Annotated in this window: 17 protein-coding genes; 15 read left to right on the top strand and 2 right to left on the bottom strand. The window is 70.5% G+C overall.

The features are described 5' to 3' along the window. The first annotated feature begins 57 nt into the window (after positions 1-57). From rpmB to ACFVDI_RS18970, 5 genes are all read left to right on the top strand, one after another. Positions 58-294, top strand: a complete 237-nt coding sequence (gene rpmB, locus ACFVDI_RS18990; RefSeq protein WP_328530437.1) for a 50S ribosomal protein L28 — start codon at positions 58-60, stop codon at positions 292-294. Then, complete coding sequence (rpsN, locus tag ACFVDI_RS18985; RefSeq protein ID WP_378908058.1) at positions 294-599, top strand: 30S ribosomal protein S14; 306 nt, start codon at positions 294-296, stop codon at positions 597-599. The genes rpmB and rpsN overlap by 1 nt, the downstream gene beginning before the upstream one ends. A 163-nt stretch (positions 600-762) precedes the next feature. Then, a complete protein-coding gene (locus ACFVDI_RS18980; protein ID WP_378908056.1) occupies positions 763-1749 on the top strand; it encodes a permease in 987 nt (328 codons plus the stop codon). Positions 1750-1828: 79 nt separating this feature from the next. Continuing rightward, positions 1829-2554: a TIGR03943 family putative permease subunit gene (locus tag ACFVDI_RS18975; RefSeq protein ID WP_378908054.1), complete on the top strand. Its 726-nt coding sequence runs from the start codon at positions 1829-1831 to the stop codon at positions 2552-2554. Between the two features lie 88 nt (positions 2555-2642). Next, the gene (locus tag ACFVDI_RS18970; protein ID WP_378908051.1) at positions 2643-3167 is read left to right on the top strand and encodes a hypothetical protein; all 525 of its coding nucleotides are present in this window, start codon (positions 2643-2645) and stop codon (positions 3165-3167) included. 3 nt (positions 3168-3170) lie between these two features. On the opposite strand, the gene ACFVDI_RS18965 is transcribed toward ACFVDI_RS18970, so the two are convergent. Next, entirely contained in the window at positions 3171-4724 is a 1554-nt protein-coding gene (locus ACFVDI_RS18965; RefSeq protein ID WP_378908049.1) for an FAD-dependent oxidoreductase, read from the bottom strand. Between the two features lie 73 nt (positions 4725-4797). Here ACFVDI_RS18965 and ACFVDI_RS18960 point away from each other — a divergent pair, with 73 nt between their 5' ends. The 6 genes from ACFVDI_RS18960 to ykgO all read left to right on the top strand — a co-directional run bounded on the left by ACFVDI_RS18960 (position 4798) and on the right by ykgO (position 7415). Continuing rightward, positions 4798-5355: a helix-turn-helix domain-containing protein gene (locus tag ACFVDI_RS18960; protein WP_378908047.1), complete on the top strand. Its 558-nt coding sequence runs from the start codon at positions 4798-4800 to the stop codon at positions 5353-5355. Between the two features lie 78 nt (positions 5356-5433). Further along, positions 5434-5694 carry a type B 50S ribosomal protein L31 gene (locus ACFVDI_RS18955; protein ID WP_378908044.1) on the top strand — a complete coding sequence of 87 codons (261 nt, stop codon included), beginning with the start codon at positions 5434-5436 and terminating at the stop codon, positions 5692-5694. Beyond that, a complete protein-coding gene (locus tag ACFVDI_RS18950) occupies positions 5694-6803 on the top strand; it encodes a GTP-binding protein (RefSeq protein WP_378908042.1) in 1110 nt (369 codons plus the stop codon). The genes ACFVDI_RS18955 and ACFVDI_RS18950 overlap by 1 nt, the downstream gene beginning before the upstream one ends. A 35-nt stretch (positions 6804-6838) precedes the next feature. After that, on the top strand, positions 6839-7015 hold the full coding sequence (gene rpmF / locus ACFVDI_RS18945) for a 50S ribosomal protein L32 (protein WP_378908040.1): 177 nt from the start codon (positions 6839-6841) through the stop codon (positions 7013-7015). Positions 7016-7040: 25 nt separating this feature from the next. After that, on the top strand, positions 7041-7277 hold the full coding sequence (gene rpsR / locus ACFVDI_RS18940; protein ID WP_378908038.1) for a 30S ribosomal protein S18: 237 nt from the start codon (positions 7041-7043) through the stop codon (positions 7275-7277). A gap of 15 nt (positions 7278-7292) precedes the next feature. After that, complete coding sequence (ykgO, locus tag ACFVDI_RS18935) at positions 7293-7415, top strand: type B 50S ribosomal protein L36 (protein ID WP_378908036.1); 123 nt, start codon at positions 7293-7295, stop codon at positions 7413-7415. Between the two features lie 101 nt (positions 7416-7516). Here ykgO and rpmG read toward each other — a convergent pair whose 3' ends face one another. After that, positions 7517-7687: a 50S ribosomal protein L33 gene (rpmG, locus tag ACFVDI_RS18930; RefSeq protein WP_165111447.1), complete on the bottom strand. Its 171-nt coding sequence runs from the start codon at positions 7685-7687 to the stop codon at positions 7517-7519. Positions 7688-7827: 140 nt separating this feature from the next. On the opposite strand from rpmG, the gene ACFVDI_RS18925 reads away from it, so the two are divergent. Genes ACFVDI_RS18925 through ACFVDI_RS18910 form a run of 4 tightly spaced genes read left to right on the top strand, consistent with a single transcriptional unit; the run spans position 7828 to position 12531 of the window. Further along, on the top strand, positions 7828-9369 hold the full coding sequence (locus ACFVDI_RS18925; protein ID WP_378908034.1) for an ABC transporter substrate-binding protein: 1542 nt from the start codon (positions 7828-7830) through the stop codon (positions 9367-9369). After that, positions 9366-10319, top strand: a complete 954-nt coding sequence (locus ACFVDI_RS18920; RefSeq protein ID WP_378908032.1) for an ABC transporter permease — start codon at positions 9366-9368, stop codon at positions 10317-10319. Before ACFVDI_RS18925 ends, ACFVDI_RS18920 begins: the two co-directional genes overlap by 4 nt. Next, positions 10316-11143, top strand: coding sequence for an ABC transporter permease (locus ACFVDI_RS18915; RefSeq protein WP_378908031.1), 828 nt, complete (start codon positions 10316-10318; stop codon positions 11141-11143). Before ACFVDI_RS18920 ends, ACFVDI_RS18915 begins: the two co-directional genes overlap by 4 nt. After that, the gene (locus ACFVDI_RS18910) at positions 11140-12531 is read left to right on the top strand and encodes an ABC transporter ATP-binding protein (protein WP_378908030.1); all 1392 of its coding nucleotides are present in this window, start codon (positions 11140-11142) and stop codon (positions 12529-12531) included. Before ACFVDI_RS18915 ends, ACFVDI_RS18910 begins: the two co-directional genes overlap by 4 nt. Positions 12532-12660 lie beyond the last annotated feature (129 nt).

Below are 12660 nucleotides of genomic sequence, written 5' to 3'. Positions count from 1 at the left end.
TGGCTGGGGCGTCGTGTGCCATACTGGGAATGATTCTCAATAAGACGAAAGGCTGCCATGTCACGCACGTGTCAGGTCACCGGGGCCCGTCCCGGCTACGGCAACAACCGCCCCTGGTCCAAGAAGGCGACCCGGCGACGGTGGGAGGTGAACCTGCAGAAGAAGACCTACTACGTCCCGAGCCTGGGCCGGAAGGTCACCCTGCGGCTCAGCACCAACGCGATCAAGCAGATCGACGTACGCGGCATCGACGCCGTCGTCGCCGAGATGCGCGCCCGAGGGGAGAAGGTCTGATGGCCAAGAAGTCGAAGATCGCGGCCGAGGCCAAGCGCCGCGAGATCGTGGAGAGGTACGCCGAGCGCCGGGCCGCCCTCAAGGAGGAGATCCGCACCGCGGAGCCGGGCTCGGCCGAGCAGGCAGAGGCCGTCCGTGCCCTGTCGCGTCTCCCGCGCGACTCCTCGCCCGTACGCCTGCGCAACCGTGACCAGGTCGACGGCCGGCCGCGCGGATACCTGCGCAAGGCGGGCGTGTCGCGGATCCGGTTCCGCGAGCTCGCGCACAAGGGGCACCTGCCGGGAATCACCAAGTCGAGCTGGTGACTCCGTCAAAAGCCTAACCGGAACCATTCCGGGTCGGCGAGGCACTACCCGGCCGTCATCGGGCTGTGCTAGACACACGCTCCATGAGTGAGCGCCAGCGAGCGGCAACAGGCCTCAGGCCGCCGCGTCCGTGTTCTCTGCTTTCCTCGACGGAGGCGGCGGCATGAGTACGAAGGCCCCGGAGCGGGCGGCCGAGAAGCCTGGGTTCAGGCTGGGGCAGACAGAGGTCGTCGCGATCGTCCTGCTGGTCATCCTGCTCTCGCAGCGCTGGCTGCTGCCGCTGCTGGACCATGATCTGTTCAACACCTGGGGCACGATCTTCGTCGCCATCGTGGTGCAGTCGGCTCCGTTCCTGCTCGGTGGCGTGCTGCTCAGCGCCGTGATCTCGACGTTCCTCTCGGAGAAGGCGCTGAGCAAGATCGTGCCCAAGAGCCCCGTGCTCGGTGTCCCGGTCGCCGGCCTGGCCGGGATCGGACTGCCGGGCTGCGAGTGTGCCGCGGTGCCGGTGACCAACTCGCTGATCCGCCGTGGTGTCGCGCCCGCGGTCGCGCTGACGTTCCTGCTGGCTGCGCCGGCGGTCAACCCGGCCGTGCTCGTCTCGACCGCGGTCGCCTTCCCGGGCCAGCCGATGATGGTGCTGGCCCGGTTCCTGGCCTCGCTGATCACCGCGGTGGCGGTCGGCTGGATCATGATGGCCCGCGGCAAGCTGCTGCTCGAGCGGCTCACCAAGGTGGGCCGCGACGAGCACGCTCACGAACGGTCCTTCCTCGGCAACGTCAGCCACGACTTCCTGCACGCCTCCGGCTTCCTTGTCCTGGGCGCCATGCTGGCCGCGGCGGTCAACACCTTCGTACCCCGCTCGGTGGTCAACACCGTCGCCGGTCAGGCCGTCCTCGGGATCGCCACGCTGGCTCTGTTCGCGTTCATCGTGGCGCTCTGCTCGGAGTCCGACGCCTTCGTCGCCGCGTCGTTCACCGCCTTCTCCGACACCGCGAAGCTGGTCTTCCTCGTCGTCGGCCCGGCGATGGACATCAAGCTGGCCTCCATGGAGGCCGGCCATTTCGGCATGGGCTTCGCCCTGCGTTTCGTACCCTTGGTGATCATCACGGCGGTCGCCTCCGCCGTCGGCATCGGATGGTGGCTACTGTGAGCGAGCGCCAGCGAGCGATCCATTCAATCAACACGCGGCCGCCTTCGTACAACGGCGCTCGCGCAACGGAGGTGGCCGCGTGACTCGTACTACTCAGGCCCTCGTCGTCGGTTTCCTCGGCGCCGTCCTGCTGCGGCTCTCCCTCGGCGACGGCTATCTGAGGTACGTCACCAGCTGGATGAAGTGGCCGCTGGTGGCCACCGGCGTGGTGCTGCTCGGGCTGACGGTGTGGATGCTGCTGCGTCCGGCGCCGGAGGAGGACGACGACCACGACGACCACGACGGGCACGAAGGGCCCGACGGGCACGGCCACAAGGTCCCGGCGATGACCTGGCTGGCGATCCTGCCCGGTGTGATCGTCTTCGTCGCCAGCCCGCCGTCGCTGGGCGCCTATCTCGCCGAGCGACGTGCCGACGACCCGGTTGCGGCCGCTCCCGACGCCGAGATCCTGCCGCTGCCGGCCTCGGAGGGCCCCGTCGACGTCGAGGTCGCCGAGTTCATGTGGCGTGCCGGGGTCGAGGACGGCTCGACGATCAAGGACCGCGATGTACGCCTCACCGGCTTCGTCAGCACCGACGAGAACGGCAACTGGTACGTCACCCGCATCGCCATCGCGTGCTGCGCCGCCGACGCCAGCGCCTCCCGGGTCCGGGTGGAGGACTACGACGATGCCCCGGAGCGCGACTCCTGGGTGGCGGTCACCGGCCGCTGGGTCGAGGGCACCGCGCCGGGCGGCAAGTCGGAGACGGCCATCGAAGCCTCCTCCGTCGAGCCGCGCGAGGCGCCGGCCAACACCTACCAGTGAGCGAGTGTCAGCGAGTGAACCATGAGCACAGCACGCCGCTGCGTCCGGATTCTGGCGCTCGCCCTACGGGGGCGGCGGCGTGAGACCCATGGGCGACCCGAGACGCTCCGGTAACCCCGCCCGGCGGGCCGCGGCTCAGCGCGAGCGGTCCTGGAGCGACCGTCTGCCGCACCCGCCCCGAACGCTCATCGTCGGGGCGCTGATCGCGGTCGCGATCGGCGTCGTGGTGCTGACCCGCGACCTCGGTGGCTCCGAGGCTCCCGCGGCTGCTCCGTCCGGCGCGGAGTCGTCGGCCGCGCCGGTCGCCTCCGGGCCGGTCGCGTCCCTGGAGGAGTTCTGCGGTGCCGTACAGACCATGGCGAACGCCCACGCCGCGCAGATGTCCACCCCGAACGACGAGAACGAGACCGCGCTGGGCCTGGCTGCGACGAGCCTGCAGTCGATGGGGGTGCCGGAGGGCACCCCGGCGGCCGCCGTCGAAGGCGTGCGGATGATGGTCGAGGACGCGCTGCGCACCGGTCGCGGTCAGGACCCGCTCGAGCGCAGCGAGGCCCAGAACATGGCCTACGAGCGTCTCGGCGAGTTCCTCACCGAGAGCTGCGGCGCCGCCTAGCACTCACCGGCGGCGGAGCAGGAGCACCGCGTCCTCGAGCGTGGCCGGCTCGCCCGACGGGCTGGTCACCGCACGGTGCCGGTGCTCGAGGAGGACCGACTCCCAGGCGCCCTCGGACAGATCGAGCTCCGCCAGCTCCTCCTTGGCGTCGAGGAAGCGGTGCTCGTGGGCCGCGGCGTCGGCCCACGGCGGCGCGGCGGCGTGCGAGGTGATCAGCAGGTGACCGCCGGGGTTCACCAGATCGGCGGCCCGGCGCAGGATGTCGGTGCGGGGCAGCTCGACGGGGGAGTGGAAGAAGCTCGCGGTGACCAGGTCGTAGCCCCGGTCGAGGACGGCCGGGTCGGAGAGGTCGGAGACGACGAACCGTGCCTGCTCCTCGGCCAGACCGGCCGTCCGCGCGGCCTCCTTGCCGCGGCTGACTGCGTTCTCGGAGATGTCGATGCCGGTGGCCTGCCAGCCGTGCTGGGCCAGCCAGATGACATCGGCGCCCTCGCCGGAGCCCAGGTCGAGCGCTGTCCCGGGCTCGAGGCCGGCGGCGATGTCACCGAGCACGGTGTTGACCTTGCCGGACCAGATCCGGTCGCTGCCGGCGTACCTCTCCTGCCAGAAGTCCACCGGGGCGGGCTCCGACACGGCGCGGTCGAAGTCGTCGGTCACCAGGGTCGCGTTCACGAAGCTGCCGGCCATCGTGCCGGCGCTCATGCTGATCGGGACGTTGGCCATCGGGTTGGAGACGTTGCCGACCGCCCAGATCCGGTCGCTGCTGGTCTTGCCGGTCGCGTCGACGGCGAGGAAGCTGCCGACCGGGGTGTCGGTGCGATCGAGGCCGAGGTGGGTCAGGAAGCCGTCGTGCGGGCGCAGGGTGCCGGCGGTGAAGACGGCGCCGACCTCGGTGGTCGACCCGTCCGCGGTACGCACCGCGGTGACCTGGTCACCCTCGCCGAGGACCTCGACGACAGGGTCGGGGACGAGAGTGATCCCGCGCGCCAGCAGCCGCCGCTCGTCGGCCACCTCGATCTGGCCGAGCCCGGCGGTGAAGACGACGACGTCGTCGCTCCACTGCCGGATCAGCTGTGCCTGGTGCATGCCGAGCGGTGAGGTGGGCAGCACGCCGATCCGCCGGTCGCGCACCTCCCAGCCGTGGCAGTACGGGCAGTGCAGCACGGTGGCGCCCCAGCGCTCGGCGAGGCCGGGGACGTCGGGAAGATCGTCGGTGACCCCGGTCGCGACGATCGCGATCCGAGCGGTGAGCCGCTCGCCGTCCTCGAGGAGGACGCTCACGCCCGCTTCGGTCTCGTCGAGGCGGGCGACGCGGCCGGGCCGAACCCCCACGGAGTACGCAGCCAGCTCCTCGCGCCCCTTGCCCAGCAGCTCCGCGGGGTCGATGCCCTCGTGGCCGAGGACGCCGTGCATGTGCGTCGTGAAGCGGTTGCGGGGGAGGCCGGAGTCGACCACGAGGGTCCGGCGACGGGAGCGGCCCAGCATGAGGGCCGCGGAGAGTCCGGCGGCACCGCCGCCGATGACGATCACGTCGAGGTGTTCTGGGTGTGTGTTCATGCCATCCAGTTCAGTGGCACAATGAAAGAACGGCAAGGGTTCTTGCTGAATTGGCAAATGGGAGATGGAGCACATGATCGACGAGCTCAAGCAGGTCGGCCCGCGGATCAGGGCGATCCGGCACAGCAAGGGGTGGACCCTGGAGCAGTTGGCCGCGATGGCGGAGATGTCGCCGAGCACGCTGTCCCGGCTCGAGTCGGGCAAGCGACAGGCGAGCCTGGAGCTGCTGATCCCACTGACCCGCCATCTCGGTGTCGGCCTCGACAGCCTGGTGACACCGTCGGTCCCGGACCCGCGGGTGCGCCGGCCGGTGGTCCGCCGCGACGGCATGGAGATCGCGCCGCTGACTCCCGAGGGGTCACCGGTGAACACGTTCAAGATCACCTACCAGCCGGTGACCGAGGCGCCGGAGCCACGGGTCCATGACGGCTACGAGTGGCTCTACGTCATCTCCGGCAAGCTGCGGCTGCTGCTGGGCGACCGTGACCTGGTGCTGACCCGCGGCGAGGCCGCCGAGTTCGACACCCGGGTGCCGCACGCGATGTTCGCGACCGGCTCGCGACCGGCCCAGGTGCTGAGCATCTTCAACAGTGACGGCGTACGCATGCACACCCACACCGCCGAGGGGTGAGTCTCACCGCGATGTGAACGGGCGGCCCGACCTGTGTAAGATGAGAATCGTTATCATTAGTCACAGCGGGAGGTCCCCATGAAGCAAGGCATCCACCCCGTCTCCGGGCCGGTCGTCTTCCGCGACCGCTCGGCGGACAAGCTCTTCCTGATGCGGTCGACGCTCGTCGAGCGTCTCGCCGACGACCACGAGCGGGTCGCCTGGGAGAACGGCGAGACCTATCCGGTCGTGGACGTCGACGTCTCCAGCGCCAGTCACCCGTTCTGGACCGGCCGCGGCCGCGTGGTCGACACCGAAGGACGGGTCGAACGGTTCAAGCGTCGCTACGGGCGCGGCTGATGAGCACGCCTCGTCCGCGGAAGCTCTCCCGTCCCAAGGTGCCGGTGATCCTGGTCAGCGGGGTCGAGGAGGGCGCGATGCTCTCGGCGACGATCTCGCTGCAGTTCGGCCTCCCCGACGCGGTCACGGTCCGTCACGTCATCGACCCCGAGCGCCAGCTCCTCACCCGCGTCGTCAGCGACGTCACCGGCGTGATCGAGCACGAGGAGATCAACCTCGCCCACGCCTGCGTCGCCTGCGCGATCCGCGAGGACATCGTGCCGACGCTCGAGCGTCTCGCGGCCCAGGGACGCTGGGGGAGCATCGTGGCCTGCCTGCCGGTCGCCGCCGAGGCGGTCCAGGTCTGCCGGGTGCTCGCCTGGGCGCCGCGGACGGCGCCCCACATCGGCATCTCCGCCGTCGTCGCGGCGCTCGAGGGCACGACGGTGGCCGAGGACCTGCTCGGTCCCGACCTCCTCGACGAGCGCGGTCTGGCCACCTCCGAGGACGATCGCCGCGGCGTGGCCGAGGTCGCCAGTGCGATCGTGGAGTACGCCGACGTCGTCTGCATCACCGAGGCCCCCGAGCCGGAGGAGGAGTCGCTGGTGGCGACCCTCGCCCGCCCGCGTACGCCGGTGGTGACCGACCCCTCGCTCCTGGACGCCGCCGGCCTGGTCGCCGGTGTGCACCGCCACCACGCGGTGGAGGCATGGGTCGCCGAGGTACGCCGCAACGAGCTGCCGCCGCTTCCCGAGGGCGGTGCGTGGCGGCTCGACCTGCGCTCGGACCGTCCGATCCATCCGATCCGGTTCCAGGACGAGCTGGAGATCCTCGGTGGCGGTCCGCGCCGCTCGCGCGGCTGCTTCTGGGTGCCGACCCGGCCCGACGACATCTGCGTGTGGGACGGCGCCGGCGGCCAGGCGAGCGTCGGCTCGACCCAGAAGTGGGGCCGCGCCGATCGGCTCACTCGGATCGTCGTGGTCGGCATCGACGACGAGGCGGACGAGATCCCGCGCGCCTTCGAGCGCGCCCTGCTCACCGACCAGGAGATCGCCCAGCGCGGTCCGATCTGGGAGGAGTCCTGGGACGGTCTCGAGGACTGGCTCGGCCCCATCGGCCGTGCCGCCTGACCCGGACTTTCGACAACCATCAGAAGGAGGCCGCCATGGCCGTACCCAAGCGCAAGATGTCGCGCAGCAACACCCGTCACCGCCGGTCGAGCTGGAAGGCGACCCCGGTCGCGCTTGTGCCCGTGACCGTCGACGGACAGACCTACGTCGTGCCCAGGCGCCTGGTCCGCGCCGTCCAGCGTGGGCTGATCGATCCCGCCAAGGCCCGCTGACCCGAATCCCCGAAAGGCTCACCCCATGCCCAAGCGCCCGCCCGCGCCCGTCCGCAAGCGCCGTAAGCCGCTGCTCGACCCCGGCGTGACCGATGTCGACTACAAGGACGTGCAGCTGCTGCGTACGTTCATCTCCGACCGCGGCAAGATCCGCTCCCGCCGCGTCACCGGACTCACCCCGCAGCAGCAGCGCGCGGTCACCAAGGCCGTCAAGAACGCCCGTGAGATGGCCCTGCTGCCCTACACCAGCACCAAGGGCTGAGAGAGGAACCGCATCATGAAGGTCGTCAACTCCATCCGTTCGCTGAAGGACCAGCCGGGCTCGCAGGTCGTGCGCCGTCGTGGCCGGGTCTACGTGATCAACAAGCTCAACCCACGGCTGAAGGCCCGTCAGGGCTGATCACTCGCGGCGACGGCGCCGAGTCCCCGGGAACGGGGGCTCGGCGCCGTTGTGCATCGAGAGCCGAGATCAACAGACCGCGGCGCGCGGCGCGGTGAGCGTCAGCGTTCCTCGCGGAACTCGACGTGGCGCCGCACCACCGGGTCGTACTTGCGCAGTACGAGCCGGTCAGGAGTGTTCCGGCGGTTCTTCTTGCTGATGTAGGTGTAGCCCGTCCCGGCGGTGGAACGGAGCTTGATCTTGGGGCGTACGTCCGATGACCTGCTTGCCATGCTCAACCTCTAACTGTAATGAGAACGGTTATCACTTAATCATAGCCCTGTAGCCAAGGGGCGGCCGAGCGGTTAACCGGTTTGGTGATGATAACGATTCTCAACTAGGTTGTGGGCCCTCCTGACTGGAAGGCAACAACATGATCACCCGCCCCCACCTGCGTGGCGCCGCGGCTCTCGCCGCCGTCGCGCTCGCCGCGACGGCGTGCGGCTCGTCGCAGTCGGCCGCCTCCGACACCCTGAGGATCGCCGGGCCGTTCGAGATCCACAGCCTCGAACCGTCCTCGGACGGCTACTTCTTCACCCGGCTCCACGTCACCGAGACGCTGGTCACGGCCGACGTGGAGGGGAACCTCGTCCCGGGCCTCGCCACCGCCTGGTCGGCCGACGAGGCGAACAAGGTCTGGACCTTCGAGCTCGCCGACGGGGTCGAGTTCCACGATGGCAAGCCGATGACGCCCGAGAACGTCGTCGCCGTGCTCGAGAAGATGGCCGCCGACGCCGCCAGTCCGCTCGCCGATGTCGGCGTCGAGACCATCCGCGCCGCCGGAAGCTCGGTGGTGATCGAGCTCAGCGAGCCGAACGTGTCCGTTCCCGCGACGCTGTCCCACTACAGCACCGGGATCCTGGCTCCGTCGTCCTACGACGCGGACGGGAAGGTCGAGAAGATCGTCGGGACCGGTCCGTACGAGGTCGCCGAGGTGTCGCTTCCCTCCCGCATCGAGACCGTACGCGTCGCCGACTGGCGAGGCGAGGAGCCCGACGTCGAGAAGGTCTCGTTCCAGGCGGTCGGCCGGGCCGAGAGCCGTGCGGTCATGGCCACCGGCGGCCAGGCAGACGTGGTCTTCGGCCTGGAGCCGGCCGGCCGCGAGCGCGTGGAGAGCACCGACGGCGTGGACATGGTCTCCGCCCTGCAGCCGCGCACCATCCTGATGAAGATGAACGCCGCCGATCCAGCCCTGAAGGACGTACGTGTCCGGCAGGCGATCAGCATGGCGCTCGACCGCGAGTCGATCACCGAGGCGGTCCTGCGGGAGAAGGACATCGCCGCGACCCAGCTGCTGACCCCGACGCTGGCGGACTGGGACGCGGAGCTCGAGCCGCTGACGTACGACGCCGAGCAGGCGAAGGCATTGCTGGCCGCGGCCGGGTGGAAGGCCGGCGCCGACGGCACCGTCGCCAAGGACGGGAAGCCGCTCGCGCTCGAGCTGCTGACCTACCCGGACCGTCCGGAGCTGCCCGCGCTCGCCACGGCGATCCAGGCCGAGCTGAAGAAGGTCGGGGTGAAGATCGACGTCGAGGTCACGAACTCCAGCGAGGTGCCGGCGAAGCACGGCGACGGCAGCCTGCAGATGGCCCTCGTGGCCAAGTCCTTCGCGCTGATCTCCGACCCGCTGCCGACCGTGGCCGACACCTTCGCCGAGGGCGGCTCCGACTGGGGCACCATGGGCTGGAGCGACCCGGCAGTCGACGAGGCAGTGGCCGCCCTGATGGCCGGCGCCGAGGGTGAGCAGGCGGCCGCGCACCGCCGGACGATCGTGACGACCGCCCAGGAGCAGCTGCCGTTGGTGCCGGTCTCCTGGTACCGGATGAACGCCGCTGTCAGCGACCGCGTCGAGGGCTTCCAGATCGACGCGCTCGAGACCAGCTGGCGGATCACCGACATCGAGCTGGCCGAATGAGCCGCCTCGGTGGTGTGATCGCCCGCCGCGCCGCCCAGGCGCTGGCGGTGGCGATCGGCGTCTCGGCGCTCTGCTTCGTGATCACCCAGCGACTGCCGGGGGACATCGCCTACCGGATCGCCGCGGGGCGCTACGGCTACGACATGGTCGATGCCGACGCTGCCGCCTCGGTCCGTGACGAGCTCGGGCTCGACCGGCCGCTGTGGCAGCAGCTGGGGGAGTGGGTCGCCGACCTGCTCCAGCTCGACCTGGGCCGGTCTCTGGTCACCTCCCAGCCCGTCCTGACCGAGGTGAGCCACTACCTGGCCGCCACGCTCCAGCTGGCGGTGCTCTCGATCGTGATCGCGGTGATCGTCGGTGCCGCGATCGGCGTCGTCGCTGCCCGTCGTCCCGGTGGCGTCGCCGACCGGTTCTCGTCGCTGTGGGTGGCCGGCGTACGCGCCGTGCCGCCGTTCCTGCTCGGTCTGCTGCTGATGATCGTGCTCTCGGCCCAGCTGGGGCTCTTCCCGGCGGTCGGGCACGGCGACGGTGGCATCGTCCTCCCGGCGCTGACCCTCGGGCTGAGCCTGTCCGGGCTCATCGCCCGGGTGACCCGCGACGCGGTCGTGGAGGTCCGGGGCTCGGCCTACGTGGAGTTCGCGCAGACCAAGGGACTGCCCGAGAGGTGGGTGCTGGCGCGCCACGTGCTGCGCAACGCGGCCGTCTCCCTGGTGCCGTACCTCGGCGTGCAGTTCGTCGTGCTCATCGAAGGAGTCGTCGTGGTCGAGAGCCTCTTCGCCTGGGACGGGCTGGGCCACTCGCTGGTCCATGCCGTCTTCTGGCGAGACATCCCGGTGCTGCAGGCGTCGGCCCTCGTGCTGGCGCTGCTGATCGTGCTGGTGAACACGCTGGTCGATCTGGCCGTGCTGGGTCTCGACCCGCGGCCGCGGGGACGGGCGGTGCCGGCATGAGCATGTTGATGCTGGAACAGACCGTCGGAGCTCGTCCGGTGCGCTCCTGGACACGGATCGCGTCGCTGGTGGGGCTCGGGCTGATCATCGCGTTCGCGCTGGTCGGACCCCTGGTGCTGCCGGACCCGGCGGCCCAGGACCTGGCCCGCTATCTGCAGCCACCGTCGGTCGCCGACCCGCTGGGGACCGACGACTACGGCCGTAGCGTCGCCTCCCGCGTCGCCCACGCGACCCGCGTCTCCCTGCTGCTCGCGGCGGTGTGCGTCGCCACCGCGCTGATCCTCGGCTGCGTCGCCGGTGTGCTGTCGGCGTGGTTCGGCGGCTGGGTCGATGCCCTGCTCCGCTCGATCTCGGAGGCCTTTGTCGCCGTCCCGGCGTTGCTCGTGGTGCTGCTGGTCTCGGCCCTGGCCGCACCCGGATCGATGATCGCCCTCTACGTCGGCCTCGCGCTCGTGCAGTGGGTGGAGTTCTTCCGGGTGGTGCGTGCTCGCAGCGCCCTGGTGCTCGGCTCGCCCGCGGTGGAGGCCGCCGGGCTGTTGCAGCTGGGCTGGGTCCATGTCGTACGCCGCCACCTCTGGCCGGCTCTGCGGCCGCTCCTGGTGACGCTGTCCTCGCTGGGCATGGTCACCTCGATCCTGGCGATGTCGACCCTCGGCTTCGTGAAGGTCGGGCTGCAGCCGCCGCGGGCGGAGCTCGGACTGATGATCACCGAGTCGTTCCCGTTCTACGACGCGGCGCCGTGGATGCCGTTGGCGCCGGTCGCGGTGCTGTTCTGCCTGACCGTCTGCCTGCTCGGGCTGCGATCGAATGAGGAGGGGCGATGAGCCTGAAAGCCACCGGAGTGGTCGTACGCGCCGGGTCGCTCGTCCTGGCCGACGTGCCCGACGTCCACGTCGAGGCCGGCAAGCCGCTCTCGATCGTCGGGGAGAGCGGGTCGGGGAAGTCGATCCTGGCCCATGCCCTGATGGGCACGTTGCCGCGCGAGCTGTCGGCGGTGGGTTCCCTGGCGGTCGGGGACGCCTCCTTCGACCTGGCCGAGCGGGACTCGCGACGCACGCTGTGGGGTCGCGAGGTCGCCCTGCTCCCGCAGGAGCCGGCGCTCGCGCTCGACCCGACGATGCGGGTGCGGGCTCAGGTCGCCGAGGGTGTCGCCGGCTGGAGGCCGCGAAGCGTCGGTGCGCTCGAGGCAGCCGACATGCGCCTCGGGCAGGTGGGTCTGGCCGGAGCCGGCTCGTCCTATCCGCACACTCTCTCGGGTGGGATGGCCCAGCGAGTGGCGTACGCCGCGGCCACCGTCGGTGGCGCGAAGGTGCTGATCCTGGACGAGCCGTCCAAAGGGCTCGACCGGGCATCGGTCGACCGGCTCGCCGACCTGCTCCTCGGTCACCTCGACGAGGGCGGCCTGCTGCTCACCATCACTCACGACCTGCGGCTGGCTCGCCGGCTCGGCGGCGAGGTGATGGTCATGCGGGAGGCCGCTGTGGTCGAGTCGGGTCCGGTCGAGGACGTGCTCACCTCGCCGGCGGAGGACTACACCAAGCGGCTGCTCGCGGCCGAGCCGGTGCACTGGAGACACCCGTGGATGCGGACCGGTGCCCCGGGTGACGGTGACGTGCTCGTCCGTGCCGAGGGCATCTCGAAGTCGTACGCCCGCACGGCGGTCTTCGCCGGCGTCGACCTCGAGGTCCGCGCCGGCGAGCGGGTCGCCATCACCGGGCCCAGCGGTGCCGGCAAGACGACGCTCGGCAACGCGCTGCTCGGGCTGACCGGGGTCGACAGCGGATCGGTGATGTACGGCCAGGGCGCGGGGAGGGGTCGGATGCAGAAGCTCTACCAGGACCCGGCGCTGTCGTTCCCGCAGCGGGTCAGCCTGGAGAGGGCGATGGGCGACGTGATGCGGCGCCACGGCATCGAGGCGTCGCGGGTCGAGGCCATGCTGGAGCGGCTCGGACTGGCGTACGAGATCCTGAGGCGTCGTCCGGGGCAGGTCTCGGGCGGTGAGCTGCAGCGGATCGCGGTCGTGCGGGCGATGCTGCCGAGGCCGTCGCTGGTCTTCGCCGACGAGGCGACGTCACGGCTCGACCTGGTCACCCAGGAGCAGACCGTCGACGCGCTCATGAGCGAGGTCTCCGAATCGGGGGCCGCGCTGCTCCTGGTCACCCATGACCTCGACCTCTCGGCGGCGCTCGCCGACCGCGAGGTGGCGCTGTAGACACACCGCGAGACAGACGAAGGGCCGGGTCGTACGGCGGATTCTAGGGGTCCTTGCAACACCTGATGACCTAAGTGGCTGTCAGTAGATCACGCAGACGCTCGGCTGGGGTATCCCAGTCGAGCGTTT

Source organism: Nocardioides sp. NPDC057767, from assembly GCF_042798275.1.
In the GTDB taxonomy this organism is placed as follows: Bacteria; Actinomycetota; Actinomycetes; order Propionibacteriales; family Nocardioidaceae; genus Nocardioides.
The sequence above is the reverse complement of the archived record's forward strand: the minus strand, read 5'-3'. Positions and strand labels throughout refer to the sequence as shown.

Coding starts and splice junctions, on each gene's coding strand:
- rpmB (WP_328530437.1), top strand. CDS start 58: ATGTCACGCACGTGTCAGGTCACCGGGGCCCGTCCCGGCTACGGCAAC.
- rpsN (WP_378908058.1), top strand. CDS start 294: ATGGCCAAGAAGTCGAAGATCGCGGCCGAGGCCAAGCGCCGCGAGATC.
- ACFVDI_RS18980 (WP_378908056.1), top strand. CDS start 763: ATGAGTACGAAGGCCCCGGAGCGGGCGGCCGAGAAGCCTGGGTTCAGG.
- ACFVDI_RS18970 (WP_378908051.1), top strand. CDS start 2,643: ATGGGCGACCCGAGACGCTCCGGTAACCCCGCCCGGCGGGCCGCGGCT.
- ACFVDI_RS18965 (WP_378908049.1), bottom strand. CDS start 4,724: ATGAACACACACCCAGAACACCTCGACGTGATCGTCATCGGCGGCGGT.
- ACFVDI_RS18960 (WP_378908047.1), top strand. CDS start 4,798: ATGATCGACGAGCTCAAGCAGGTCGGCCCGCGGATCAGGGCGATCCGG.
- ACFVDI_RS18955 (WP_378908044.1), top strand. CDS start 5,434: ATGAAGCAAGGCATCCACCCCGTCTCCGGGCCGGTCGTCTTCCGCGAC.
- ACFVDI_RS18950 (WP_378908042.1), top strand. CDS start 5,694: ATGAGCACGCCTCGTCCGCGGAAGCTCTCCCGTCCCAAGGTGCCGGTG.
- rpmF (WP_378908040.1), top strand. CDS start 6,839: ATGGCCGTACCCAAGCGCAAGATGTCGCGCAGCAACACCCGTCACCGC.
- rpsR (WP_378908038.1), top strand. CDS start 7,041: ATGCCCAAGCGCCCGCCCGCGCCCGTCCGCAAGCGCCGTAAGCCGCTG.
- ykgO (WP_378908036.1), top strand. CDS start 7,293: ATGAAGGTCGTCAACTCCATCCGTTCGCTGAAGGACCAGCCGGGCTCG.
- rpmG (WP_165111447.1), bottom strand. CDS start 7,687: ATGGCAAGCAGGTCATCGGACGTACGCCCCAAGATCAAGCTCCGTTCC.
- ACFVDI_RS18925 (WP_378908034.1), top strand. CDS start 7,828: ATGATCACCCGCCCCCACCTGCGTGGCGCCGCGGCTCTCGCCGCCGTC.
- ACFVDI_RS18920 (WP_378908032.1), top strand. CDS start 9,366: ATGAGCCGCCTCGGTGGTGTGATCGCCCGCCGCGCCGCCCAGGCGCTG.
- ACFVDI_RS18915 (WP_378908031.1), top strand. CDS start 10,316: ATGAGCATGTTGATGCTGGAACAGACCGTCGGAGCTCGTCCGGTGCGC.
- ACFVDI_RS18910 (WP_378908030.1), top strand. CDS start 11,140: ATGAGCCTGAAAGCCACCGGAGTGGTCGTACGCGCCGGGTCGCTCGTC.